The sequence below is a fragment of the Vibrio sp. Isolate24 genome (assembly GCF_022398215.1).
GTDB lineage: Bacteria > Pseudomonadota > Gammaproteobacteria > Enterobacterales > Vibrionaceae > Vibrio > Vibrio coralliilyticus_A.
The window spans coordinates 1,412,162-1,435,641 of sequence record NZ_JAKEUU010000001.1 but is presented as its reverse complement, the minus strand read 5'-3'; the positions used below and the strand labels follow the sequence as shown (position 1 = coordinate 1,435,641).

General features: G+C 44.5%; 24 protein-coding genes and 4 tRNA genes. 19 read left to right on the top strand and 9 right to left on the bottom strand.

What is annotated here, in order from left to right; all coding sequences use genetic code 11:
• Window positions 1-33: 33 nt before the first annotated feature.
• Complete coding sequence (locus L1D23_RS06360) at window positions 34-996, top strand: OmpA family protein (RefSeq protein WP_239864898.1); 963 nt, start codon at window positions 34-36, stop codon at window positions 994-996.
• 50 nt (window positions 997-1,046) lie between these two features.
• On the opposite strand, the gene L1D23_RS06355 is transcribed toward L1D23_RS06360, so the two are convergent.
• On the bottom strand, window positions 1,047-1,553 hold the full coding sequence (locus L1D23_RS06355; RefSeq protein WP_239864897.1) for a Fe3+-citrate ABC transporter substrate-binding protein: 507 nt from the start codon (window positions 1,551-1,553) through the stop codon (window positions 1,047-1,049).
• A gap of 284 nt (window positions 1,554-1,837) precedes the next feature.
• Here L1D23_RS06355 and L1D23_RS06350 point away from each other — a divergent pair, with 284 nt between their 5' ends.
• The gene (locus L1D23_RS06350) at window positions 1,838-2,611 is read left to right on the top strand and encodes a methyltransferase domain-containing protein (RefSeq protein ID WP_239864896.1); all 774 of its coding nucleotides are present in this window, start codon (window positions 1,838-1,840) and stop codon (window positions 2,609-2,611) included.
• A 216-nt stretch (window positions 2,612-2,827) separates the two neighbouring features.
• On the opposite strand, the gene L1D23_RS06345 is transcribed toward L1D23_RS06350, so the two are convergent.
• Together L1D23_RS06345 and L1D23_RS06340 are read right to left on the bottom strand one after the other, a co-directional pair.
• Window positions 2,828-2,904: transfer RNA gene (locus L1D23_RS06345), tRNA-Arg, on the bottom strand.
• 52 nt (window positions 2,905-2,956) lie between these two features.
• Window positions 2,957-4,090 (bottom strand): flagellar assembly protein FlgT, encoded by a 1,134-nt coding sequence (locus L1D23_RS06340; RefSeq protein WP_239838298.1) that lies wholly within the window; start codon window positions 4,088-4,090, stop codon window positions 2,957-2,959.
• A gap of 164 nt (window positions 4,091-4,254) precedes the next feature.
• On the opposite strand from L1D23_RS06340, the gene L1D23_RS06335 reads away from it, so the two are divergent.
• Together L1D23_RS06335 and flgP are read left to right on the top strand one after the other, a co-directional pair.
• A complete protein-coding gene (locus L1D23_RS06335) occupies window positions 4,255-4,890 on the top strand; it encodes a FlgO family outer membrane protein (protein ID WP_239838297.1) in 636 nt (211 codons plus the stop codon).
• A gap of 9 nt (window positions 4,891-4,899) precedes the next feature.
• The gene (gene flgP, locus L1D23_RS06330; protein WP_239838296.1) at window positions 4,900-5,331 is read left to right on the top strand and encodes a flagellar assembly lipoprotein FlgP; all 432 of its coding nucleotides are present in this window, start codon (window positions 4,900-4,902) and stop codon (window positions 5,329-5,331) included.
• A gap of 62 nt (window positions 5,332-5,393) precedes the next feature.
• Here the strand turns inward: flgP and flgN are convergent, their stop codons facing one another.
• The 3 genes from flgN to flgA all read right to left on the bottom strand — a co-directional run bounded on the left by flgN (window position 5,394) and on the right by flgA (window position 6,978).
• Entirely contained in the window at window positions 5,394-5,819 is a 426-nt protein-coding gene (gene flgN, locus L1D23_RS06325; protein WP_239864895.1) for a flagellar export chaperone FlgN, read from the bottom strand.
• A gap of 12 nt (window positions 5,820-5,831) precedes the next feature.
• Entirely contained in the window at window positions 5,832-6,149 is a 318-nt protein-coding gene (gene flgM / locus L1D23_RS06320; protein WP_239864894.1) for a flagellar biosynthesis anti-sigma factor FlgM, read from the bottom strand.
• Window positions 6,150-6,231: 82 nt separating this feature from the next.
• Window positions 6,232-6,978 carry a flagellar basal body P-ring formation chaperone FlgA gene (flgA, locus tag L1D23_RS06315; protein WP_239864893.1) on the bottom strand — a complete coding sequence of 249 codons (747 nt, stop codon included), beginning with the start codon at window positions 6,976-6,978 and terminating at the stop codon, window positions 6,232-6,234.
• Between the two features lie 80 nt (window positions 6,979-7,058).
• On the opposite strand from flgA, the gene L1D23_RS06310 reads away from it, so the two are divergent.
• The 15 genes from L1D23_RS06310 (at window position 7,059) to L1D23_RS06240 (ending at window position 23,014) form a co-directional block, all read left to right on the top strand.
• Complete coding sequence (locus tag L1D23_RS06310; RefSeq protein ID WP_239838292.1) at window positions 7,059-7,985, top strand: chemotaxis protein CheV; 927 nt, start codon at window positions 7,059-7,061, stop codon at window positions 7,983-7,985.
• A gap of 10 nt (window positions 7,986-7,995) precedes the next feature.
• Window positions 7,996-8,823 (top strand): protein-glutamate O-methyltransferase, encoded by an 828-nt coding sequence (locus L1D23_RS06305; protein WP_006957416.1) that lies wholly within the window; start codon window positions 7,996-7,998, stop codon window positions 8,821-8,823.
• 219 nt (window positions 8,824-9,042) lie between these two features.
• Window positions 9,043-9,441, top strand: a complete 399-nt coding sequence (flgB, locus tag L1D23_RS06300) for a flagellar basal body rod protein FlgB (RefSeq protein ID WP_239838291.1) — start codon at window positions 9,043-9,045, stop codon at window positions 9,439-9,441.
• Window positions 9,442-9,858: a flagellar basal body rod protein FlgC gene (gene flgC, locus L1D23_RS06295; protein WP_239864891.1), complete on the top strand. Its 417-nt coding sequence runs from the start codon at window positions 9,442-9,444 to the stop codon at window positions 9,856-9,858.
• A 16-nt stretch (window positions 9,859-9,874) separates the two neighbouring features.
• Entirely contained in the window at window positions 9,875-10,588 is a 714-nt protein-coding gene (flgD, locus tag L1D23_RS06290) for a flagellar hook assembly protein FlgD (protein WP_239838289.1), read from the top strand.
• Between the two features lie 27 nt (window positions 10,589-10,615).
• A complete protein-coding gene (gene flgE, locus L1D23_RS06285) occupies window positions 10,616-11,920 on the top strand; it encodes a flagellar hook protein FlgE (protein WP_239838288.1) in 1,305 nt (434 codons plus the stop codon).
• Window positions 11,921-12,134: 214 nt separating this feature from the next.
• Window positions 12,135-12,884, top strand: coding sequence for a flagellar basal body rod protein FlgF (locus tag L1D23_RS06280; RefSeq protein WP_239838287.1), 750 nt, complete (start codon window positions 12,135-12,137; stop codon window positions 12,882-12,884).
• Between the two features lie 21 nt (window positions 12,885-12,905).
• Window positions 12,906-13,694 carry a flagellar basal-body rod protein FlgG gene (flgG, locus tag L1D23_RS06275; RefSeq protein ID WP_239838286.1) on the top strand — a complete coding sequence of 263 codons (789 nt, stop codon included), beginning with the start codon at window positions 12,906-12,908 and terminating at the stop codon, window positions 13,692-13,694.
• Between the two features lie 23 nt (window positions 13,695-13,717).
• Window positions 13,718-14,497 carry a flagellar basal body L-ring protein FlgH gene (gene flgH / locus L1D23_RS06270; protein ID WP_239838285.1) on the top strand — a complete coding sequence of 260 codons (780 nt, stop codon included), beginning with the start codon at window positions 13,718-13,720 and terminating at the stop codon, window positions 14,495-14,497.
• Between the two features lie 51 nt (window positions 14,498-14,548).
• Window positions 14,549-15,640: a flagellar basal body P-ring protein FlgI gene (locus tag L1D23_RS06265; RefSeq protein WP_239864889.1), complete on the top strand. Its 1,092-nt coding sequence runs from the start codon at window positions 14,549-14,551 to the stop codon at window positions 15,638-15,640.
• Between the two features lie 9 nt (window positions 15,641-15,649).
• Window positions 15,650-16,564 (top strand): flagellar assembly peptidoglycan hydrolase FlgJ, encoded by a 915-nt coding sequence (flgJ, locus tag L1D23_RS06260; protein ID WP_239838283.1) that lies wholly within the window; start codon window positions 15,650-15,652, stop codon window positions 16,562-16,564.
• Between the two features lie 242 nt (window positions 16,565-16,806).
• Window positions 16,807-18,681: a flagellar hook-associated protein FlgK gene (flgK, locus tag L1D23_RS06255; protein WP_239864887.1), complete on the top strand. Its 1,875-nt coding sequence runs from the start codon at window positions 16,807-16,809 to the stop codon at window positions 18,679-18,681.
• A gap of 12 nt (window positions 18,682-18,693) precedes the next feature.
• Window positions 18,694-19,887: a flagellar hook-associated protein FlgL gene (gene flgL, locus L1D23_RS06250; protein WP_239864885.1), complete on the top strand. Its 1,194-nt coding sequence runs from the start codon at window positions 18,694-18,696 to the stop codon at window positions 19,885-19,887.
• A 371-nt stretch (window positions 19,888-20,258) separates the two neighbouring features.
• Window positions 20,259-21,404 carry a flagellin gene (locus L1D23_RS06245; protein ID WP_239838280.1) on the top strand — a complete coding sequence of 382 codons (1,146 nt, stop codon included), beginning with the start codon at window positions 20,259-20,261 and terminating at the stop codon, window positions 21,402-21,404.
• Between the two features lie 476 nt (window positions 21,405-21,880).
• The gene (locus L1D23_RS06240) at window positions 21,881-23,014 is read left to right on the top strand and encodes a flagellin (RefSeq protein WP_239864882.1); all 1,134 of its coding nucleotides are present in this window, start codon (window positions 21,881-21,883) and stop codon (window positions 23,012-23,014) included.
• Window positions 23,015-23,143: 129 nt separating this feature from the next.
• On the opposite strand, the gene L1D23_RS06235 is transcribed toward L1D23_RS06240, so the two are convergent.
• The 3 genes from L1D23_RS06235 to L1D23_RS06225 form a co-directional block, all read right to left on the bottom strand.
• A tRNA-Leu gene (locus L1D23_RS06235) sits at window positions 23,144-23,228 on the bottom strand.
• A 54-nt stretch (window positions 23,229-23,282) separates the two neighbouring features.
• Window positions 23,283-23,359, bottom strand: a tRNA-Met gene (locus tag L1D23_RS06230).
• 12 nt (window positions 23,360-23,371) lie between these two features.
• Window positions 23,372-23,456: transfer RNA gene (locus L1D23_RS06225), tRNA-Leu, on the bottom strand.
• Between the last annotated feature and the right edge of the window lie 24 nt (window positions 23,457-23,480).

Genomic DNA, 23,480 nt, shown 5'->3' with positions numbered 1-23,480 from the left:
GCACACAGTGCTGACAGTCATAAGGAAAAAACAATGAAAAAATTAGCAGCGGTAGTTTCCACCACACTTCTTCTCGCATCTACATCAGTAAGCGCTCAGTTTTATTTGGGTGCCAAAGCAGGAGCCTCTTGGCTCAATGAGTCATGTTCTACGGGGCCTTGTGATGATAATTCTTGGGCGTTGGGCTCCTTTGCCGGTTATGAGTTTAATGACATGATAAGCCTTGAGCTAGCACTGGATACATTAGGGGAGACCACTGGTTATGGCTATACAGATGCAGGTTTAAGCTCCTATTCCCTTGCGCCCCGATTCACTATGCCTTTGTCAGAAAAATTTGATGCATTTGCCAAGTTAGGTGGTGCGTATGTTGAGTATGGCAATAAAGACGATAGTTCTTTACTTGGTGCTTTGGGTGTGACGTATGCCTTCATGCCGACTATCGATTTTCAGTTGGAGTACCAACGTTTAACCGACATTAACATTGATACTCATCGTTTTAAAGGCAATGCCCTAACACTAGGTTTCATTGCGAAGTTTGGAGGTAATGATGAACCAACCTCGTATCCAGCTGAAGAAGAAATGGTGGTTGAAGAAGTTATCGAAGAAGAGGTTGTGATTGAACCTATCGTCAAGACCTTTGAGACGAAAGTGGTTGATTCCAGTAGCTTTGCACTGAACAGTGCAGAATTGAAACCAGAGAGCAAAGCGATGCTGGCGGAATTAGTGAATTTTTTGATGGAGCTTCCGCAGTCAACGGTCGAAGTGGTTGGTTACACGGACTCCAGCGGTGCAGCCTCGTACAACCAAGAATTATCTGAGAAGCGGGCTCAGTCCGTTGCTGAAGAGCTTGAAGAACAAGGTATCGATGCATCAAGAATCACAGCTCGTGGAGAGGGGGAGAGTAACCCGCTCGCTTCTAATGAAACCAAAGAAGGGCGAGCACAGAACCGACGGGTAGAAATTATGGTACCAGCTTTTGAGTATCAGGCTCAGTAAAAAACACTTCCCTAGCGTCTAAGCACCTCGAATCAATGTTCGGGGTGCTTCTATTTGAGGTCGATACTATTGAGTCGCCCCATAAATTCGAGGATTTCTAGGTTATCTTTATTCGCTTCCAGCAAGGCTTTCTTTGTTTTTGTATAGGCAGCGAGCCGACCGTGCTTTTTGATTGAGCACACTACACTCTTATAAATCAATTTGCCGTTTTCATCATAATTCCGCCAAGCCGCAATATAGCACTCATCTTTGGCATCGGGTTCTGCTTTGGTTGGACGAGGTTTGAAAATAATTTTGGGTTCTAAGGAGTGAGGGAGTCGAGTCATAAGGTAGGGATCTTTGAGCAACTTGCGCCAGAATTTTCCCCACATTGCACTACCCAATTCATTACGAAGTTTGATGGCTTTTTTTAGCCCTTTCTTTTCACCAATTCTCACGTAGCCGACAGAGCGGTGAAGTACCGTATCATCGGGTGTATGAATGTGAATTTTAAATGCAGTTTTAGCTTTAGATATAAAGCGATGACCAGTGTTAGTGGTCAAGTTACTTTTCTTCATTAATTGCTTATGAATAGTTCTGTTAATAATCATTTTAGTTGAATGTCTTCAATTGTTGAAGCCTTGATTTACCGCTTGCGAATTGGTTTGGTGAGGTGCCGTGATTAGGTGTGACTCTTGATTGGCAGTGCAGCAGATGATCAGTTAAAGGAGAGGGAGGCTTACGAGTGAAGAGTTTGATGTCAACCATAGTATTAGCGGGATGACTCTGACGGTTTTAAGTATATGCATCTGTTATATGGTAAGTTTCTCCTTCTGTTGTCCTCAAAAGAGATCTCTAGGCTATGAATTACAATAAAGAATACCATAGCAACGGCATAGTGCAGTTTGATGCTGCGAAAGAACTCATTCAGCTTTTACCAGACAAAGTGGATAGACTTCTTGATGTTGGCTGTGGTTCAGGAAAAGTCTCGCATTTAATACAGGAACACTCAGAACCGAAGACGATGGTGGCTATAGATGCATCTGCGGAAATGCTTGAGCAAGCGCATAGGCTTTACCCTGATAGCCGGATTCAATTCGAACACGCTGATATACGTCATTACACGACTGCTACAGGCTTTGATGTCATTACTTCAAACTCATCGTTTCAATGGTATCAAGATTATGATGTCGCACTTCTGGCAATCAGAAGTGCGCTAAATGTGCACGGTACCTTTGCTTTGCAAACGCCTTACAAACAAGAATGGTGTCCACTGGTTTCTGAATTGATGACGGAGTTTTTTCGTGATTACTATCCACAACTTGGCCAGTGTTTTCGTATGCCGTGTATGCATTTAGAGAGTGCAGAACAATACAGAGAAATGTTTGAATCAAGAGGGTTCCGTGTACTTTCGATAAAACCTAGGGAGTTTGTGTACTCCTTTGCCGGTGAAGAGTTCAAAAAGTTCTTCATGTCAGGGGCGTATAAAGTTTATACCTTAGCTCAAAGCTACACGTTGCCGATTCCTTCAGCCTTTACACGGGATTTGGAAAGTTTCATTGAAGAGATCGCAAACAGCAACTCGCGTTTCGATGTTAGTATCTTCAGGTTGTTAGCGTGCTTCGGACGGGCATAGTGAGTAGAGGTACTAACTATCCAGTAAGAAGCTCGGCCATTTGTGGTCGAGCTTCTTTCTTTTGGTGGGATTATCTATGCGTAGTTGGAACTTTCATCTAGTTCAGAAGATTCATTTTGCAGAAAAGTAATCGAGATAATTGAGATATAAGTAGAGCAGCGTGAAAGATATGAAAAGACCAGATCTATTGGGTTTAGATCTGGCCTCAATATGATATGGCGCTCCCGACAGGATTCGAACCTGTGACCTATCCCTTAGGAGGGGATCGCGCTATCCAGCTGTGCCACGGGAGCTTATTGCCATCATACTTAATTAAATCAAGTTGTTAAACCTTAGCTCACGGATTTATAGCATCTTGTGCATAACATCGCCAATTTGAATACTGCCTGCGAGTTCGGGCTGGTCTACTGTTAATTCCGCTTCGTTTTCATACACTCTGGATACTGTCAAAGTAATGTTTGACTCAGTGACTTTGTTTCTTGGTAAGCCGCGTTGATCAATGAAAGAGCCTGTGTGCCAAAGTTTGAGCTTATCGCCGAGCTGGACACCATGAATGCGTCCGAGGTCCATGGTGAGAATATTGTCCCACTTTGAAATGATCTCCGGGAGCGTGATTTTGCATGACACTTCGGATTCTAGATCCAACATGATATTACGACTGACGCGCAGCATCATATCACCGTAGGTTGATGCCCAGAAGCGAGCACTCTTAGTATCGACTTGGCTGGTTTTTGGAAATGGCCAGCGAGCGACTTCACGGTAATTTCGGTTATAAACCTCATTTCCCGTCTTGCCATCAAACACTGTCATTTCAAGAGCAAACTGACGATTGATGATGTCATCTTTCAATAATTTCTGTTCTATAGTGGCGGTTAAATCGGTAATAACACCACCGATGATGTATTGTGCACCAGTATCTTGTGCAATCATTTTAAGTCGTTCTGGATAGCGTTTACTGATTTGATAATCGGTTGTCCCCACAGAAACAAAGTTGGCTGATTGTTGATCAAGCTGGCGATTGATCACTGTAGCGAAGTCATCACCGACGCTATAAATCTGGCCCATCACCGCTTGTTGAGGTGAAGCAACATCTATGTTACCGACTAGGAAGGTCTTTTTATACTGACTGACATGGCAAGCTGTTGCCGATGGGTAAATATCAATGCGTGCTTTGACAAACATGACGCCATTACGCACCTTCTGCTCATCAACCACGATGTAGCGGACTTCCGTATTGCTGAACTGATACTCCTTGCGTTCGCTTTCTAGGAGTGGCCTCAAATTGGAGATGCTGCCGATATCTGCGCCAGAGAAGCTGATGGCCTTAAAAATGGCATCTTCCAAGGCATGAATACGTGCGACTTCTTCGGAGGAGACCACAGTAGCGGTACCCGTTACTTCATACCATCCGGCTGACACTATACTCGTGTACAGTGAGGCATAAATGGTTGAAATCATGATAAGAAGCATTTTTTTCATATTCATCTTCCAAGTTGGTTCATTTTTTGCTTTCTCTATCTTAGCTGGTTTAGGCATTGCCGTTCTGAATGGTTGCAGATTTAGAAAAGCAAAGAATGTTCCACTTTTTATGAGTGATAGAGAATGGGACAAATCAGTGCCTAATATATATCGGAGATTAGAGAATGAAAAAATGGCTAATGCTAGTGCCAGTGGTGTTTCTCACTGCTTGTGCCTATGCCCCAATATACAACGGTAAAGAACCGTATCCAGGTTCGCAGTTTATGCTGATGGAGAGTCCGCGTCATACTCTTGACTTCTTTATTGAAAGTATGACTGAAGAACTGGTGGTTTCGAACACTAGTGTGTCAGCACGGACACCTATTGCCGTTACTTCTTTTGTTGATTTACAAAATATGGACGCAACGAATTGGTTAGGTAACTCTGTATCTGAAGGATTTATCCACCAATTCCAACGTCGCGGCTTTAAAGTCGTCGACTACAAAACGACGGGCTCTATTCAAGTCACTCAGCAAGGTGACTTTGCCTTCAGTCGTGATTGGAAAGATTTGTCGCAGGAGCAGGATATTCAATACGTCCTGACAGGAACCATGTTACGTCAGGAAGGTGGCGTCCTAGTCAATGCGCGAGTGGTTGGTATGCAGTCTCGTGTGGTTGTCGCGACAGCTCAAGGCTTCCTACCTGCTGATCGTATTGGTCGTGACTTAGACACACTTAACAGTATCCGAACTGAGGATGGTGTTTTGATTCGCTCTGACCCTACAATAAGACAACCGTATACGGTTATTCTGCGTCCATAGGGAGTTGAGATGAAGAAGTTACTTTTACTGGCTGTTGCACTAATCATGGTTGGCTGTCAGCCTTTGCAGACTATGCGCCCAGATGATTGGTTAACCGCGGTAGGCTATGCCAATATCAGTGAGCAAAAAGGTCGTACTGATGAAGAGCGTCAGGTTCGCGCGATGCGTGCTTCAAAAATAGATGCCTACCGTGAGCTTGCAGAGCAAGTGTATGGTATGCGAGTCAGTGGCCGTGCTGATCTTCAGGATCAACGTTTGGGGACAGAGTTGACATCAGGTGCTGTGGATGGGGTCATCCGAGGTGCCGAAGTGGTGCGTAGTTATAAAGTGGGTGACAGCTATGTGACTGAACTGCGATTGGACATAAAGAAGATGAACAAGCTGCGCGACTATGGTGAAGTTCAGGTCGTACCGGAAAAACGTCAGCAAACCCTTTTCTAATTCTTTCTAATCTTCGAGCAAAATAAAAGCGGCAATGTTTGCCGCTTTTTTAGATTCTGATACTAGGCTTTAATGTTTGTGCCGAGTGTTGTGACATTTTTGGTCTGCCCTTCAGCTGTGTAGGTCATGCCGAGTTTGCCTTGGCTTTGCTGCATTAGGTTATTGAGTTTATTAAAACTCAGCTGTGCTCTTTGCAGTGCTTCACCATTCACGGCATTAGCTTGTTGACAGTCATGAACGATAGTACGAATTTTATCGACCAGAGGGCTCAACTCTGGGTCGGTAGATAAAGTCGCAACATCTGGATGCTGGCTAATGCGCTGGTCGGTTTGCTGAAGTTGGTTAATCAGAGTTAGTTTTTCTTTAGCAACTTGCTCAATGTCTTTGGCGACTCGGCTGGTAATTGCCGCTTTTTCTTTCTCGAGCAACAGAGATAAGTCAGTGGCACTTTTAAGCTGAAATTCAATTAAGCTGCTTAGGGCTGCCATAATAGAAACTCGTTATTCGAAACCGCCAAGTTCTTTTTCGAACTTGATCATATTATCGGCTAGCTTTTGCGGATCTACGCTGTAGGAACCATTAGCAATAGCTTCTTTGATTGCAGCCACTTTTGCTTGATCAAAACTTGGCTGGCTAGCAAGTTGAGTGTGCATTTCACCGACTGCCTTACCTTGTTGGCTTAAGGATACTGAGTCTTTTGCCACATCTGACTTTTTTGCCGAGTCAGTGCTTGTCGAAGGGTTATTTTCATTACGCGCAGTGCTTCTTGTCGACGTAGTGAGCGACTGCCCAGAGCGTATGTTATCAATACCTGCCATGTGTGTGAGCCTTTCGTGTTTAGAATCTTATGTTGTCAATATCGACTAGAGTAGGGATTACTTTAGGCTTTTTTTGGACTGATCAGAAAATAACCGTTACTTCCGAGATCCCAGTGACTCTCCCTTCAATTATACGGTTGGATTTTGTATTTTTCACTCTTATCTGTTCACCATGTGACCCATCGGTCAGGGCTGTGCCTTTGGTTGTGATGGTCATACCAGATTTTACCGCTTTGATTGTGACTGTTTCATTGCGGCAAACTACACATACATCATTGCTTTCAATGATTTCGCCAGCACGTAAGTTTTTCTTTGTTTTTGCTCCAATTACGTCATCAATGTTGGAAAAGCCTTGCCGCCTGAAGCGTTGCAAGTCTACCATATTAATAGTGACATCATTACGTGAGATGATTTGTCCCCGGCTTAGAGGACCTGTTAAGGTCACTTGAGGGCCAGTTCGGGTTAGTCTGACAGGAACATATAACTTCCAGTTATCTTCGCTACACTCTACTAACACGGTGATATTGCTGGCGTTAGGGTTGGTTGAAGATGAGGAGGTTTCAAGGTTACTTGGGCAGTCTGTGGCAAAGACACGGTTGTCAATATTTGCCGCTGTGGCATCTAAAGTGCCGTCTTCTGGCCATTCAATCGTCGAGAGAATGTACTCTTCTGCGGCTTGCTGGATAGCGATAATTTGCTCAGAGGTGGCTGATGTTGCTGAAAAACTAAAGAAAAAGCATAAAAAGACGATAGACTTATAAAAGTTTTTATAGAAAGCTCTACAATTAGTTATGGAAAATGAGCATAAGTGTGATTTAAGGTATGTCATTCTTTTTCTCTAATAGTTTCACATGGCCGTTAGTAGACTACCATTTTTTTAGCATGAAAGTTTGAGATGGAGATGAGCTTATGACGGGTATTCTTGATTCGGTGAATCAGCGTACACAACTCGTCGGTCAAAACCGACTAGAACTCCTAACATTTCGCCTAATGGGGCGACAGCGTTACGGTATTAACGTATTTAAGGTAAAAGAAGTTCTTCAGTGCCCTAAGCTTACTTCAATGCCAAACTTACACCATCTCGTTAAAGGTGTGGCTCATATCCGTGGCCATACTGTTTCCGTTATTGATTTAAGTCTGGCTGTTGGTGGCAGGCCGACTACTGATGTGGACAAAGCCTTTGTTGTAATTGCTGAGTTTAACAGAACCATTCAGGCCTTTTTGGTTACTTCCGTTGAGCGTATTATTAACATGCACTGGGAAGCAATTCTGCCACCGCCTGAAGGGGCTGGTAAATCCAACTATTTGACTGCCGTGACCAACATTGATAATGAACTGGTTGAAATTCTCGATGTAGAAAAAATCCTAGCAGAAATCGCGCCAGTCGATGAAACCATGGACTCAACCATTGGTGAAGAGATTGCCCAGGTTCAATCAGAGAAAGAGATTGTTCGTCGTATTTTGATTGCAGATGACTCAACGGTTGCCCGTAAGCAGGTTGAGCGCGCAATTACATCACTAGGTTTTGAAGCGGTGGCCGTAATTGATGGTAAACAAGCGTATGAAAAACTTGTTGAAATGGCGGCAGAAGGGAGTATTTACGATCAGATTTCTTTGGTCATCTCTGATATCGAGATGCCTGAAATGGATGGCTATACATTAACTGCCGAAATTAGGCGCAACCCTGATCTTAAAGATCTTTATGTAATTCTCCATTCATCACTCAGTGGTGTATTTAACCAAGCAATGGTTGAACGCGTGGGAGCCAACTCCTTTATTGCTAAATTCAATCCAGATGAGCTTGGTAATGCAGTGAAGACTGCGCTTACTGAATAAAGAGAAGTAAATGACAGCGATAACTATAAGCGATCAAGAATATCGTGATTTCAGCCGTTTCTTAGAATCTCAATGTGGCATCGTACTAGGTGACAGCAAGCAGTATTTGGTGAGGAGTCGCTTAAGTCCTCTGGTGACAAAGTTTAAGCTCAGCTCTTTGTCTGATCTATTACGAGATGTTGTCACTGGCCGTAACCGTGAACTACGAGTTGCCGCTGTTGATGCCATGACCACCAATGAAACCTTGTGGTTTCGTGATACTTATCCGTTTGAAGTCCTTGCTAACAAACTGTTGCCGGAAGCAGCGGCAAATAAACGGCCAATTAAAATTTGGTCAGCGGCAAGTTCTTCAGGTCAAGAGCCGTATTCGATGGCAATGACTATCTTGGAAACTCAGCAACGCAAACCAGGAATGTTGCCGAGCGTATCGGTAACGGCAACGGATATTTCAGCCAGTATGTTAGACATGTGTCGTGCTGGTGTTTATGACAATTTGGCTTTAGGACGTGGCCTATCGCCTGAGCGTCGTCGCAATTTCTTTGAAGATGCTGGTGATGGTCGAATGAAAGTCAAAGACAATGTAAAGCGATTAGTTAATTTTCGTCCACAAAACTTGATGGATAGTTATGCTTTACTGGGTAAGTTTGACATCATTTTCTGTCGTAATGTGTTGATTTATTTCTCTCCAGATATGAAGTCACAGGTTTTAAATCAGATGGCCAACAGTTTAAATCCAGGTGGATACCTACTACTTGGTGCGTCTGAATCTTTAACTGGGTTAACTGATCGTTTCGAGATGGTCCGCTGTAACCCTGGTATTATCTATAAACTTAAATAAGCCGATTACATTCCACTCAAGCCCAGCTACACGCTGGGCTTTTTCGTATTGGGATTATTTCTCTATACTTACAGTGACATTCCATTGCTCCACAATTCCACTCTTTGGCGTGGTAATTGCTGAGAAGCAAAGAGCAAAGAAATTACGAGTTAACTAAAGTTGGTACGCTAATTGCTTTGCTATCTAGTAGTAACGGTCAGTACTTGAGTAGAGGTTAACATGGCTATTTCTTTCGACAACGCATTAGGTATCCACCAATACACGGTGGGCGTTCGTGAACGCAATGCTGAGGTGATTTCCACCAACATTGCCCAAGCGAACACTCCTGGCTACAAATCGAAAGGCATGGACTTCCAAAAGGCATTGCAGGCGGCAACATCGGGGGCAAGCATTGGACTTAGCCGTACCGATAGTCGGCATATTCCTGCCTCTACTAGGGTGACTGGGGAAGTTATGTATCGTCTTCCAACACAACCCGACACGGGTGATGGCAATACGGTTGATGTCGATTTGGAGCGTAACTTATTTATGCAGAACCAAATCAGACATCAGGCATCACTTGACTTCTTAGGAAGTAAATTCAAGAACTTAACGAAAGCATTAAAGGGGAGTAACTAGATGAGCTTATTTAACGTTTTTAATGTAACTGGCTCTGCCATGAGCGCTGAATCTGTTCGTCTAAATACGACCTCAAGCAATCTGGCAAATGCTGATAGTGTCTCAAGCTCTGCAAAAGACACTTATAAAGCTCGTCACGCTGTGTTTGGTGCTGAGTTAAGTAAGGCTAAGTATGGTCGTGATCATTCGGTGCCAGTACAAGTGTTAGGGATTGTTGAAAGTGATAAGCCGCTGGATGCGGAGTACAACCCAGATCATCCACTTGCAAATGATGATGGCTATATCTACAAGCCAAACGTCAATGTGATGGAAGAAATGGCCAATATGATATCTGCTTCTCGTTCGTATCAAACCAACGTACAAGTGGCAGATGCAAGCAAACAAATGCTGCTGCGTACGCTGCAGATGGGTCAATAAGGATAGGAGGTAACCTATGGCCGGAGGCATTAATAATAATGTTGGTCAAAGTGGCTTGTCCTATGTTGACCAGCTTAAACAGCTTCAGGACAAGAATAAGCCTGATGAAACAACAGGTAAGCAGGATCTTAAACAAGAAGACTTCTTATCTTTGCTCACCAAGCAGCTTGCTCAGCAAGATCCGTTTAAGCCGGTTAGCAATGACCAGATGATTGCTCAAATGGCGTCGTTCGCGACGGTGGATGGTATCGGCAAAATGAACAATCAGTTTGAAACACTGAATGCGTCGATGACTTCTAACCAAGCGCTTCAGGCTTCATCACTTGTTGGTCGAGACGTTTTAGTCCCGGGTGCTGCAGGGGTGAAAGCGGATGATGGCGCCATGGCTGCCATGGTCAAACTACCTCAATCTGTTGATAACCTGATGGTGCGAGTAGAAGACCAAATGGGGCAGCTTATCCGTACCTTCGATGTCGGTTCAAAACCTGCAGGTGATAGCCGTGTCGTGTGGGATGGTAAGGATCAAAACGGTAATCCATTGCCGGCTGGCAAATACAATGTGAAAGCATCGGGTTTGCTGGACGGGCAGTCGAAAGAGTTTGAAGTTTCGACTTACGCTAACGTTAATAGTGTTTTGCTTGGTAAAGGTGATGGTAACGTACTACTCAATCTGGCTGGCTTTGAGTCGCCAGTTCGACTTGCTGAAGTACTAGAAGTTGGCAAAGCGTAATCACGCTGGCTAGATAGGAGATTTGGAATGTCTTATGTTGCATTAAGCGGCTTGTCCGCAGCTCAGTTAGATCTGAACACAACCAGTAACAACATTGCGAACGCAAACACGTATGGCTTTAAAGAGTCTCGTGCCGAGTTTGGTGATGTTTATTCAAATTCATTGTTTACTCATGCTAAGACCACACCAGGTCAAGGTGTGCAGGCCGCTAAAGTGGCTCAGCAGTTCCATGAGGGGTCGAGTATTTATACCAATAACCCTATGGATTTACGCGTCTCGGGTACCGGTTTTTTTGCTGTAGCTAAAGATCGATTAACGCCTACCTCGAATGAGTTGACGCGAAATGGTGCTTTCCACTTGAATAAAGATAACTACATGACAACTGCAAATGATGAGTTTCTATTAGGTTATCAAGTGAATAAAGATACTGGTGATGTACTGTCTTATGAGCCTTCACCGATTAATATTCCTAAAGAGTTTGGTAAACCTAAGCAGACTTCAAATATTGATGTTGGTGTTAATTTGCCTGCTGGTGGAGAGTTGAAGGACCCGGCGTTATTTGATTTCACCGATCCAGAAACGTACAACCGCTCAACCTCTTCGACGATCTATGACTCTATGGGTCAATCGTATAAGTTGACCACGTACTACTTGAAGGATCAGAACCAAGCCAATACTTGGCAGACGTATTATACAGTCACTGACAGTGCCGGCGAGAAACCGATTAATATTGTAGGTGGTGATGCGACGGCACCGACTGGCCATGTTGGTCACACGATGCGATTCAATAATGATGGCACATTAGCGAGCTTAAATAACGGTCAGAATATTGTGTCTGAAGCGCTAGGTGCCGGAGCTAACCCTGTTGAGCTCAATGGTGCAGATGCTACCCAAGTTTTATCATTCGGTCTGCGAGATGCGACTCAGTTTGCGGCTCCATTCGAATTGACTAAGTTTGACGAAGACGGCGCAACGACGGGCTTCCTGACTAAAGTTGATTTCGATGAGAACGGCAGTGTGCTGGGTACTTACTCAAATGGTGAGAATATTATCTTAGGTCGTGTGGCACTGGTTCGAGTCGCGAATGAGCAAGGTCTAGATAAGAAAGGGGGAACCCAGTGGGATTCAACTCAATTCTCTGGTGATAAGATTTGGGGTGAATCAAACAAAGGTTCCTTTGGTACGATTTCGAGTGGTACGCTGGAACAGTCAAATATTGATATGACTCAAGAGCTGGTGGATCTTATTTCGGCTCAACGTAATTTCCAAGCGAACTCTCGTTCTCTTGAAGTTCATAATCAAACTCAGCAGAACATCCTGCAGATTCGTTAATTAATGTTCTGAGAGTGAAGACATTCCGCAATCATCTGAATAGCAGGCTGGTGGCAACAACCAGCTTGCTATTGTTGCCACCTATGGCAATTCCCTTCGTATATCTCTTCCTATTATCGTTTATTTTTTTGATAAACATCTGATTTTTATTGATATTTTATTTTGGCACGCCATTTGCTTTAATTGATCTGAATTGTGATTATTGGAGCAAATTATGGATCGTGCACTGTTTCTCGCTATGAGTGGCGCAAAGCAGAATATGCAGGCTATGCAGCTTAGAGCGAACAACTTGGCAAACGTCAGTACCACGGGTTTCCGTGCTGATTTGGCGCAAGCCCGCTCAATGCAAGCCTATGGTGATGGTATGCCAAGCCGCGTATTCAGTATGACAGAACGCCCGGGCCATAATTTTCAACAGGGTAGTGTCATTACGACTGGGCGTGACTTAGACGTGACCATTCAAGATCAAGGTTGGATCTCTGTTCTCGATAAAACCGGTAAAGAAGGCCTGACACGCAACGGTAATATGAAGGTAGATGTTAATGGCCTGCTTACCACAGGTAACGGCAACTTGGTGTTAGGAGAAACTGGAGCGCCAATTACTATCCCTATCCCAGTCAGTAAAATTGAAGTTGGTACGGATGGTACCATTTCTGTTGTCCCTCAAGGGGCACCAGCTGATGCTATCGAAATTGTTGACCGTATCAAGCTGACCAGCACCAATAATCAATCACTATACAAAGATGTTAACGGGCTTTTCCGTTCCAAAGATCCTAATGCGGCATACGAAATGGATGCCGGTGTCAAACTGCTGACCGGTGCGCTGGAAGGCAGTAACGTCAATGCCATTGGCGAAATGACCAATCTGATTGACCTTCAGCGTCAGTTTGAGATGCAGGTCAAGATGATGAGTACAGCGGAAGAAATGGACAAAGCGTCTGATTCACTGCTTCGTATGAGCTAACCAGAATATTAGGAGAGAGATATGCATCCGGCATTATGGGTAAGTAAAACGGGTTTAGATGCCCAACAAACCAATATTTCTACGATTTCAAATAACCTGGCGAACGCTTCGACAGTGGGTTACAAAAAAAGCCGTGCTGTCTTTGAAGATTTGTTTTATCAAAATATTAATCAGCCAGGCGGTCAATCTTCACAAAATACCGAACTGCCAAGCGGATTGATGCTGGGAGCGGGTTCAAAAGTGGTGGCGACACAAAAAGTGCATACTCAGGGTAACACGCAGACCACCAACAATAGCCTCGACATGATGATCGAAGGTGATGGCTTCTTCCAGATTCTCATGCCTGACGGCAATATCGGCTATAGCCGTAACGGCCAATTTACGGTTAACGATGAAGGTGTCGTGGTGACTTCTGGTGCCGGTTATCCATTGGAGCCAGAAATCGCCATTCCTGAAGATGCAGTCAGTATTACGATCGGTACGGACGGTGAAGTGTCAGTAAGAGTGCGTGGTCAGCAAGAGAACCAAGTGGTTGGTCAGATTGCGACGGTAGATTTTGTCAACCCTGGTGGCCTTGAGCCAGTCGGGCAGAACTTGTACTTACCGACAGGAGCAAGTGGAGACCCTCAGGAGGGCGTGCCTGGTTTTGATGGCTTTGGTGATATCCGCCAGTCGATGTTGGAAACTTCGAACGTTAACGTTACAGAAGAGCTAGTGAATATGATTGAAGCTCAGCGCGTTTATGAGATGAACTCAAAAGTGATCTCGGCCGTTGATAAAATGATGAGCTTCGTTAACCAGCAGCTATAAGCTTGAGAAATTAAGGAACCATTATGAATCGCTTACTGACCATAATTGCTATCGCCTTATTATCGGGTTGTTCAATGTTGGAAGCCCCAATTGAAACGTCAGATGTTGTTCAGGGAACGACGACCGTTGATGCGGTTGAAGGTGATAAATCTCAAGATGAGAGTGCTGGTATCGTTGATACGCTTCGAGGCAGAAGCGATCCCGTTGCTGGTGATCCTGCTTGGGCGCCCATTCACCCCAAACATCAACCTGAGCATTATGCTGCTGAAACCGGCTCTTTGTTTAATACGGCGCAAGCAGCCAGCCTCTACGATGACTCCAAGCCACGTGGCGTTGGGGACATTATAACTGTGACCTTGGATGAAAACACCAAAGCCGCAAAAAGTTCAGATGCTGATCTATCGAAAAATAACGATGCCTCCATGGATCCTCTTGAAGTGGGGGGGCAGCAACTTAATATTGGCGACTATAACTTCTCGTATAATTTAAGTAATGATAACAACTTCAGTGGCAGTGCAGCTGCGAATCAGAGTAATAGTATTTCTGGATCAATCACTGTCGAAGTGATTGAAGTACTGGCAAATGGCAATTTGGTCATCCGAGGTGAAAAATGGCTAACGCTAAACACGGGTGATGAATATATTCGCCTAAGCGGCACTATTCGTCCCGAGGATATCTCCTATGAGAACACGATAGCGTCTAATCGTATTTCTAATGCCAGAATCCGCTATTCAGGCACGGGCACTCAACAAGATATGCAAGAACCTGGATTCTTGGCACGATTCTTTAATGTGGCTTTATAGGACTATTTTAAGTCGAAGTTTTGGCACTGAGTATTGAGTAAAGGTATCCCGATGAAGAAGCTAATTTTGTTACTGACCAGCCTAATTATCGTATCGACACACGCGTACGCGGCACGTATTAAAGACGTGTCACAAGTTGCTGGTGTTCGTAGCAACCAATTAGTTGGCTATGGTTTGGTTACTGGTTTACCGGGTACCGGGGAATCGACCCCTTTTACCGATCAAAGCTTTAATGCCATGCTCGAAAATTTCGGTATTCAGCTTCCACCAGGTACCAAGCCAAAGTCTAAGAATGTCGCAGCTGTTATCGTTACGGCAGACTTAGCGGCGTTTTCAAAGCAGGGTCAAACCATTGATGTCACAGTGTCGTCTATCGGATCTGCGAAAAGTTTACGTGGTGGCACACTCATGCAGACGATGCTGAAAGGTCTTGATGGGCAAATCTATGCCGTTGCTCAAGGAAATTTAGTGGTCAGTGGCTTTAGTGCGACTGGTGCAGACGGATCTAAAATTGTTGGTAACAACCCAACGGCAGGGATGATTTCAAATGGGGCTATCGTTGAACGAGAAATTCCATCACCGTTTAGTCGTGGGGATTACATCACTTTTAACCTTCTAGAATCTGACTTTACCACTGCGCAGCGCATGGCGGATGCGGTAAATAACTTCCTTGGTCCACAAATGGCTCAAGCTATCGATGCAACTTCAGTAAAAGTCCGAGCCCCGCGAGATATATCTCAACGAGTTTCATTCCTTTCTGCAATTGAAAACCTTGAATTTGATCCGGCAGAAGGCTCAGCGAAAATCATCGTCAACTCACGCACAGGGACGATTGTGGTAGGTAAGCATGTACGACTCAAACCTGCAGCTGTGACCCATGGTGGTATGACAGTCGCGATCAAAGAAGACTTTAATGTCAGCCAGCCAAACGCATTTGGTGGAGGTGAAACAGTCGTCACGCCTGAGAGTGATATCGAAGTGACAGAAGAGCAAGGGAAAATGTTTAAGTTCGAACCGGGGTTGACGTTGGATGACCTAGTTCGTGCGGTAAACGAAGTCGGTGCAGCACCGTCAGATTTAATGGCAATTCTTCAGGCTCTTAAGCAAGCCGGTGCGATTGAAGGTCAGTTGATCGTAATCTAGGGAGGCGGCATGATTAATAACGGTAAAGACATCGGTTTCATTCATGATATCGCTAACTTGGACAAACTACGTCAGAAAGCGGTGGATGGTGATGAGAACAGTGAAAAAGAAGCGCTGACCGCCGCAGCGAAACAGTTCGAAGCTATTTTTACTTCCATGCTGTTTAAGTCTATGCGTGATGCTAACTCGACGTTTGAATCTGGTTTGATGGATAGTCAGAACCAACAGTTTTACCGTCAGATGATGGATGAGCAAATGTCTAGCGAGTTAAGTGCATCAGGCTCTTTAGGATTGGCAGATATGATTGTCGCTCAACTGACCTCCGGTTCTGTCGAGAATCCGAACGCTGCTAGCCGTGAGGCAGACTTTGAAGCACTAATGAAAAAAATTGATCATGTGCGTCAAACTCGCCAGCCAGATGTAGAGTCGGCTCCGGCTGTTGAGCCATCCTCAACGAAACAGTCATTTGATTCCCCAGAAGCTTTTGTCGCTTCAATGAAACCCTATGCGGAAAAAGCAGCACGCGCTTTAGGTGTCGATTCTTCATTGCTCCTCGCTCAAGCGGCTCTTGAGACAGGGTGGGGACAAAAGGTGGTGAGCAATAGTCGTGGCAGTAGTAACAACCTGTTTAACATCAAAGCAGACAAGAGTTGGGCTGGCGATAAGGTAGCCACTCAGACATTGGAGTATCATCAAGGTGTACCTGTAAAAGAAAATGCTGCTTTCCGTTCATACACGAGCTTTGAAGATAGCTTCAATGATTATGTCCGATTCTTGAATGATAACCCTCGTTATACAATGGCACTTCGTCACGAAGGTAGTAACGAACAGTTTATTCGAGGTATCCATCAGGCCGGCTACGCGACAGATCCACAGTACGCTAATAAAGTTCTGAGGGTAAAAGCACAAATAGATGAAATGTAAAATGACTCACCTTCGGGTGAGTTTTTTATCAGCGAATGCACGTTATCTTCATAAACGGTGACCTTTGTGTTTTGCAAGATTCTAATCTGTTGACATTTGCTCCGCCTCAGAGAAAACATAATCCCGCACCCGCACCCGCACCCGCACCCGCACCCGCACCCCGATAACTTGGTATACATATTGCATTTTGATTAAGTAAGTTATTCAGTTCTACTGATTTTATTAGGTTTCTTGGGGGCGATATGGCGTCTGATCTTCTGAATCTTGGTTCGCAAAGCGTACTGACGGCTCAGAGACAACTAAACACCACGGGTCATAACATCTCTAATGTCAATACAGAGGGTTATAGCCGTCAGTCGGTGATACAAGGTGCAAACATGCCGCGCCAGTATGGCGGGGAGACTTATGGCATGGGCGTACATGTGGAAAAAGTTCGCCGCTCTTGGGATCAGTTTGCCGTTAACGAGATGAATATTTCTACGACCAACTACGCACATAAGGTCGATGATGAAGCCAATTTGGAAATGTTATCCAACATGCTGTCATCCGTTGCATCAAAGAAGATTCCAGAAAACCTGAACGAATGGTTTGACGCCGTCAAATCACTTGCGGACAGTCCGAATGATGTCGGCGCACGCAAAGTCGTACTTGAAAAAGCTGATCTTATCACCCAAAACCTCAATGACTTTCACGAAACGGTTCGTCGTCAATCAGATGTGACGAATAAAAAGCTCGACTTAGGTATTGAACGAGTAAACCAATTAGCACTTGAAATTAGAGACTTACATCGCCTGATGATGCGTACTCCAGGGCCTCATAACGATTTGATGGACCAACATGAAAAGCTCATCGCAGAGTTATCAGAATACACCAAGGTAACGGTCACGCCTCGTAAAAATGCTGAAGGTTTCAATGTTCACATCGGTAATGGCCATACCTTAGTGTCAGGAACAGAGGCCAGTCAGCTCAAAATGATTGATGGCTATCCTGATGTGCATCAACGACGCTTGGCAATGATTGAAGGCAAAGGGATTAAGGCCATTACTACGAAAGATATTGATGGCAAGATTGGCGCGATGCTGACCATGCGTGATGAGAAAATTCCTTACCTTATGGATGAACTCGGTAAAATGGCCACTGCGTTTTCTTATGATGTGAACAAGTTGCAATCACAAGGCCTAGATTTGCGAGGTGATATTGGTGGGCTAATGTTTACCGATGTTAACTCGGAGTTGATAGCCAAGTCTCGAGTAGTGACATCATCGAATTCGACGGCTGAATTGGAAGTGTATATCGAAGATACCAGTCAGTTAGTGGGAGGGGAGTACTCGCTGCAATTTACGGGTGGAGACTACTACATCACCCGACCTAGCGGTGAACAGTCTATTGTACCTGTTGTGGGGGGGGCTATTTCTCTCGATGGTATCCGTATCGATATAAAAAATGGCCTTGAAGCCGGTGAACGAGTTTTAATTCGCCCGACACGAAGTGGGGCTGCGCAAATGAGGATGGCGACTAATGATCCTTCCGATATTGCAGCACAAAGTTACGAAGCGTCCACCACATTTGCTCAAGGAAGCGCAACATTTTCAATTGATACCGCGGGTGATTTACGCGAGTTCGAAGTCATTATATCACCGGATGGTAAGCAATTTGCTGTCACCGATACTAAAGGCAAGATTCTTCTTCAGCCTCAAGACTATCCACCCTCCGGGCCTGTAACCGTTCAAGGCACAACATTTGAGTTATCTGCAGGGGCACTGGCAAACGACAAGTTCACGGCAAACCTTGTGCCATCGGAAGGTGATAACGGTAACTTACTGAAAATGCAGAATATTCAAACCAATAAACACCTCAATGACGGTGAATCTACGGTTTTGGATATTTACCACAACTTGAACACTGATGTCGGGCTGCAAATGTCGACTGCCTCTCGCTTGACCGATGTGTCGCGCTTAGAAAAAGAGGCGGCACAAGAACGCGTTGCGTCTATCTCTGGGGTTAACCTCGATGAAGAAGCCGCCAACATGATGAAGTTCCAGCAAGCTTATATGGCGTCATCACGCATTATGCAGGCGGCAAACGATACCTTTAACACTATATTGGCGTTGAGATAGGGAGGGGGATAAATGATGAATCGTATTTCCAGCTTCCATAACTATCAGTCAGTGCAGAATGATCTGCGTCGTCAGGAAGCGAAAGTTCACCACAATCAGGCGCAGCTGGCATCGGGTAAAAAGCTCATGCGTGCCAGTGATGACCCACTGGCTACTCACTACATTCAGAATATTGGACAACAGAAAGAGCAGCTACGTCAGTTTACGGACGCTATTGTTCTCAGTCGTAATCGCCTAGAGCACCACGAGGTGATTATTTCCAATGCAGAGCAGTATGCTGATGAAGCAAAGCGTACGGTAATGGAAATGATCAATGGTTCCTTATCACCGGAAGACCGAATAGCGAAACGTCGAGAGCTACAGGAAATTGCGAATAATTTTCTCAACTTGTCGAATGTTCAGGATGAATCAGGGAACTATATTTTTGCCGGAACCAAACCTAAGAATCAACCTTTCTTCCGAGACAAAGATGGGGATGTGGTATACGCCGGAGACGATTATCAGCGCAAGATGAAGATCTCCAACAGCTTAGAAATGCCTATCAACGATCCTGGTAGTAAGTTGTTTATGGAAATTGACAACCCTTATGGTGATTTTGAGCCTCAATATGATCTTAAAGGCGTATCAGAGCTGTTGTTAGAGCGTGCGGTGAACACGAATCCAGATGACCAGTCAACTTACAAAGTCACGTTTGTTGATATGCCCGATGGTAACTACGGTTACCAGCTTGAACGTGATGGTTCGGTTGTCAAAGCGGACAACTTTGACCCAGCAGTTGGGATAAAGTTTGAAGATGTCACTATTCAGGTTAAAGGCCAAATCACTAAAGGTGATGCAATTACTCTGGAACCACGAAAAACGTACAGTATCTTCGATACCTTTAAACAGGCCATGAAGCTGGCTGAAGGATCTGTCTCGGACACTTCAAATACTGCCGAGTTGCATCAGATCACTCAAGAATTTCATGCGGCATTCATTCACCTTAATAAGGCGAGAACGGATGTTGGTGCTCGCTTGAATACTTTGGATATTCAGGAAGAGCAACATGATGATTTCAATATGACCTTAGCAAAATCTAAGAGTAATTTTGAGGATCTGGATTACGCAGAAGCGATTATTGAGTTCAATGAGAACTCCCGAGCCTTACAGGCTTCACAACAAGCATTTGGCAAGGCCAAAGATTTAACCTTATTTAATTACATCTAACTTCAATGCCATACGTGCTAAGCCGTATGTGCGAAGTGAGATATTGCCCAGTGGTTAAGAACATAGCCAATCTCGCTATGGCAACTAGGTGGCAAATGAGCGGCAAGGGTATTGCCGCCATAGTGTGGCGATAAAATGAACATTTGTGTGAAATGGCATCGATAATTTTAAGTTATTGAAATTAAATTAAAAAATTATTTAATTATTCACACATTGAAGTTGGCACACTAATTGTATTGATAACACTAAGAGTTTAACGAACTGGTTGAAGCAGGCACTTCCTGCTTAGCAAGTTATTACGGTCAGTGCTTCCAACTGAGATTAAGCTGGCCGCTTCGCAAGAACTTGCGAACTCATTAGGAGAGCAAACTATGACCATTACTGTAAATACTAACGTGTCGGCAATGACTGCCCAACGTTACCTGAATAAGGCCACGGGGGAACTCAATACCTCGATGGAACGATTGTCTTCAGGTCAGAAAATTAATAGTGCAAAAGACGATGCTGCGGGGCTTCAGATCTCTAACCGACTGACCGCTCAGTCTCGTGGTTTGGATGTGGCTATGCGCAATGCCAATGACGGTATTTCTATTGCGCAGACTGCGGAAGGGGCAATGAACGAGTCTACGTCAATTTTGCAACGTATTCGTGACTTGTCGCTACAATCGGCAAACGGCACAAACTCAGCATCAGAGCGTCAGGCACTGCATGAAGAAGTTGCAGCGTTGCAAGATGAGCTGAACCGTATTGCTGAAACCACGTCGTTTGGTGGTCGTAAGCTACTTAACGGTTCATTTGGTGAAGCCTCTTTCCAAATCGGTGCGAGCTCAGGTGAGGCCATTATTATGGGGCTTACCAGTATCCGAGCGGATGAACCACGCATGGGGGGGCAAAGTTTTGTTTCTTCTCTTGAAAAAGCAAAAGATAAAGATTGGGGTGTTCCCCCAACAGCGAAAGATATTAAATTTGAGTTTACGACCAAGGATGGCGAAGCCATTACCTTAGATATCATTGCTAAAGAAGGTGATGATATTGAGGAAGTGGCAACCTATATCAATGGTCAAACCCAAAAATTGAAAGCATCGGTAGACGAAGAAGGTCGATTGCAGATCTTTGCTGCTGAACCAAACCTTGAGGGTAACCTGAATATATCTGGTGGCTTAGCGAGTGAACTTGGTCTCGAAGGTGGTCCGGGCGTGCAAACAACAGTACAAAATATTGATGTTCGCTCAGTGGGTGGCGCTCAAAATGCGGTAGGTATTATTGATGCCGCGCTAAGATATGTTGATTCACAGCGCGCAGATTTAGGTGCTAAGCAAAACCGACTCAGCCACAGTATTAATAACTTGGCAAATATCCAAGAAAACGTAGAGGCATCAAATAGTCGAATTCGCGATACCGATTTTGCGAAAGAGACTACTGCGATGACCAAAGCTCAAATTCTGCAACAGGCAGGTACTTCGATCCTTGCCCAAGCAAAACAGTTGCCAAACTCTGCAATGTCATTATTGCAGTAGTCATGAATATCTTCACTAACGTATACCCAGACGTGGGGTTAGTGAAGGTGTTTAGGCAAGCATAAGTGATAAGTTAACGAAGCTCTCTCACATTAGCTCTTGTTTGCTGACACTTATGTACACGGCAGCCAGGCTGTGATCATTTCTCTCGATCTCCACAATGGCTACCACACTAGCCCCGGTTCTCTCAAAGGAAAAGGGGCTTTTTCTTTGCTCCTTTTCTACTGAATTCCACTTAATTCTCCTCTTGAGCACCCCGACCGTTTCGACTAAATCTTTAACCATTGATTTCATATCTGTCGTAACGATCAATATATTTATGGTTAACCCTTTTTTTATTAGGAATTTTTAAAATTGCTCTAAAGTTAATCATCGCTTCGTCGTTAATAAGGTTACTTTGAGAGAACTTGGTTTACCGAGACGTCGGAAACCTTTCGAAACTTCCGAACTACGGAAAATCAATAGGAGTAACCACTATGGCGGTTAATGTAAACACGAATGTTGCGGCAATGACTGCACAGCGCTACTTAAACAGCGCAACTAGTGCACAACAATCCTCAATGGAACGTTTATCTTCTGGTTTTAAGATCAATAGCGCGAAAGATGATGCTGCAGGTATGCAGATCTCTAACCGCTTGAATGTGCAAAGCCGAGGTTTAGATGTCGCTGTGCGTAATGCAAATGATGGTATTTCGATGGCGCAGACAGCTGAAGGCGCGATGAATGAAACGACCAACATTCTTCAACGTATGCGTGATCTATCGCTACAATCGGCGAACGGCTCAAACTCTAAGTCTGAACGTGTGGCGATTCAAGAAGAGATTACGGCACTGAATGATGAGCTAAACCGTATTGCTGAGACGACTTCATTTGGTGGTAACAAACTACTTAATGGCACGTTCGCGACCAAATCATTTCAGATTGGTGCAGATAACGGCGAAGCCGTCATGTTAACGATGAACAATATGCGTAGTGACAACTCTATGATGGGGGGTAATAGCTATGTTGCGGCCAATGCGAAAGATAAAGATTGGGGAGTTCAATCGGGTTCCAATGATCTGACTATTTCACTGACTGATGTATTTGGTGAGCAGCAAAATATCACTATCAACGCAAAAGAAGGTGATGATATTGAGGAGCTGGCAACTTACATTAATGGTCAGACTGACATGGTTAAAGCATCAGTTGGTGACGATGGCAACCTTCAAATCTTTACTGACAACAATCGAGTTTCTGGTGAAGCGACATTTGGTGGCGCCTTGGCTGGTGAGTTGAGCATGGGGCCTGCGCAAGCGGTAACCGTTGACACTATCGATGTGACTTCTGTTGCGGGCGCTCAGGAAGCGGTTGCGATTGTTGACTCTGCATTGAAGTTCGTTGATAGTCACCGTGCAGAATTAGGTGCATTCCAAAACCGATTCGGCCATGCAATCAGTAACTTAGATAACATTAATGAAAATGTGAATGCTTCTAAGAGCCGCATCAAAGATACCGATTTCGCTAAAGAAACCACTGCATTAACAAAAGCTCAGATTCTTTCCCAAGCATCAAGTTCTGTTCTTGCTCAAGCAAAGCAGGCGCCCAACTCAGCGTTGGGGCTTCTAGGCTAAGAAAGTGATTTCGAAGCAAAATAGACAGTCATGACTTAAGTAAAAATCCAGCCTAGGCTGGATTTTTTATATCTGAGAAATGCCTATGATTGATAAAAGAAAACCCAGCTAAAGCTGGGTTTTTTATAATGGTGCGGAAGGAGAGACTTGAACTCTCACACCTTGCGGCGCCAGAACCTAAATCTGGTGCGTCTACCAATTCCGCCACTTCCGCATCTTATTCTGTTGTTATCTCGATCATTGGTAAATCGAAGTAACCTTGTATTGATGGTGGCTACGACGGGATTCGAACCTGTGACCCCATCATTATGAGTGATGTGCTCTAACCAGCTGAGCTACGTAGCCATGTGATTAAGATGGTGCGGAAGGAGAGACTTGAACTCTCACACCTTGCGGCGCCAGAACCTAAATCTGGTGCGTCTACCAATTCCGCCACTTCCGCATCTTAATCTGTRGTTATCAAGAC

Excerpts from the sequence above, each read along its gene's own strand:
- L1D23_RS06360 (WP_239864898.1), top strand. The coding sequence starts at position 34 with ATGAAAAAATTAGCAGCGGTAGTTTCCACCACACTTCTTCTCGCATCT.
- L1D23_RS06355 (WP_239864897.1), bottom strand. The coding sequence starts at position 1,553 with ATGAAGAAAAGTAACTTGACCACTAACACTGGTCATCGCTTTATATCT.
- L1D23_RS06350 (WP_239864896.1), top strand. The coding sequence starts at position 1,838 with ATGAATTACAATAAAGAATACCATAGCAACGGCATAGTGCAGTTTGAT.
- L1D23_RS06340 (WP_239838298.1), bottom strand. The coding sequence starts at position 4,090 with ATGAAAAAAATGCTTCTTATCATGATTTCAACCATTTATGCCTCACTG.
- L1D23_RS06335 (WP_239838297.1), top strand. The coding sequence starts at position 4,255 with ATGAAAAAATGGCTAATGCTAGTGCCAGTGGTGTTTCTCACTGCTTGT.
- flgP (WP_239838296.1), top strand. The coding sequence starts at position 4,900 with ATGAAGAAGTTACTTTTACTGGCTGTTGCACTAATCATGGTTGGCTGT.
- flgN (WP_239864895.1), bottom strand. The coding sequence starts at position 5,819 with ATGGCAGCCCTAAGCAGCTTAATTGAATTTCAGCTTAAAAGTGCCACT.
- flgM (WP_239864894.1), bottom strand. The coding sequence starts at position 6,149 with ATGGCAGGTATTGATAACATACGCTCTGGGCAGTCGCTCACTACGTCG.
- flgA (WP_239864893.1), bottom strand. The coding sequence starts at position 6,978 with ATGACATACCTTAAATCACACTTATGCTCATTTTCCATAACTAATTGT.
- L1D23_RS06310 (WP_239838292.1), top strand. The coding sequence starts at position 7,059 with ATGACGGGTATTCTTGATTCGGTGAATCAGCGTACACAACTCGTCGGT.
- L1D23_RS06305 (WP_006957416.1), top strand. The coding sequence starts at position 7,996 with ATGACAGCGATAACTATAAGCGATCAAGAATATCGTGATTTCAGCCGT.
- flgB (WP_239838291.1), top strand. The coding sequence starts at position 9,043 with ATGGCTATTTCTTTCGACAACGCATTAGGTATCCACCAATACACGGTG.
- flgC (WP_239864891.1), top strand. The coding sequence starts at position 9,442 with ATGAGCTTATTTAACGTTTTTAATGTAACTGGCTCTGCCATGAGCGCT.
- flgD (WP_239838289.1), top strand. The coding sequence starts at position 9,875 with ATGGCCGGAGGCATTAATAATAATGTTGGTCAAAGTGGCTTGTCCTAT.
- flgE (WP_239838288.1), top strand. The coding sequence starts at position 10,616 with ATGTCTTATGTTGCATTAAGCGGCTTGTCCGCAGCTCAGTTAGATCTG.
- L1D23_RS06280 (WP_239838287.1), top strand. The coding sequence starts at position 12,135 with ATGGATCGTGCACTGTTTCTCGCTATGAGTGGCGCAAAGCAGAATATG.
- flgG (WP_239838286.1), top strand. The coding sequence starts at position 12,906 with ATGCATCCGGCATTATGGGTAAGTAAAACGGGTTTAGATGCCCAACAA.
- flgH (WP_239838285.1), top strand. The coding sequence starts at position 13,718 with ATGAATCGCTTACTGACCATAATTGCTATCGCCTTATTATCGGGTTGT.
- L1D23_RS06265 (WP_239864889.1), top strand. The coding sequence starts at position 14,549 with ATGAAGAAGCTAATTTTGTTACTGACCAGCCTAATTATCGTATCGACA.
- flgJ (WP_239838283.1), top strand. The coding sequence starts at position 15,650 with ATGATTAATAACGGTAAAGACATCGGTTTCATTCATGATATCGCTAAC.
- flgK (WP_239864887.1), top strand. The coding sequence starts at position 16,807 with ATGGCGTCTGATCTTCTGAATCTTGGTTCGCAAAGCGTACTGACGGCT.
- flgL (WP_239864885.1), top strand. The coding sequence starts at position 18,694 with ATGATGAATCGTATTTCCAGCTTCCATAACTATCAGTCAGTGCAGAAT.
- L1D23_RS06245 (WP_239838280.1), top strand. The coding sequence starts at position 20,259 with ATGACCATTACTGTAAATACTAACGTGTCGGCAATGACTGCCCAACGT.
- L1D23_RS06240 (WP_239864882.1), top strand. The coding sequence starts at position 21,881 with ATGGCGGTTAATGTAAACACGAATGTTGCGGCAATGACTGCACAGCGC.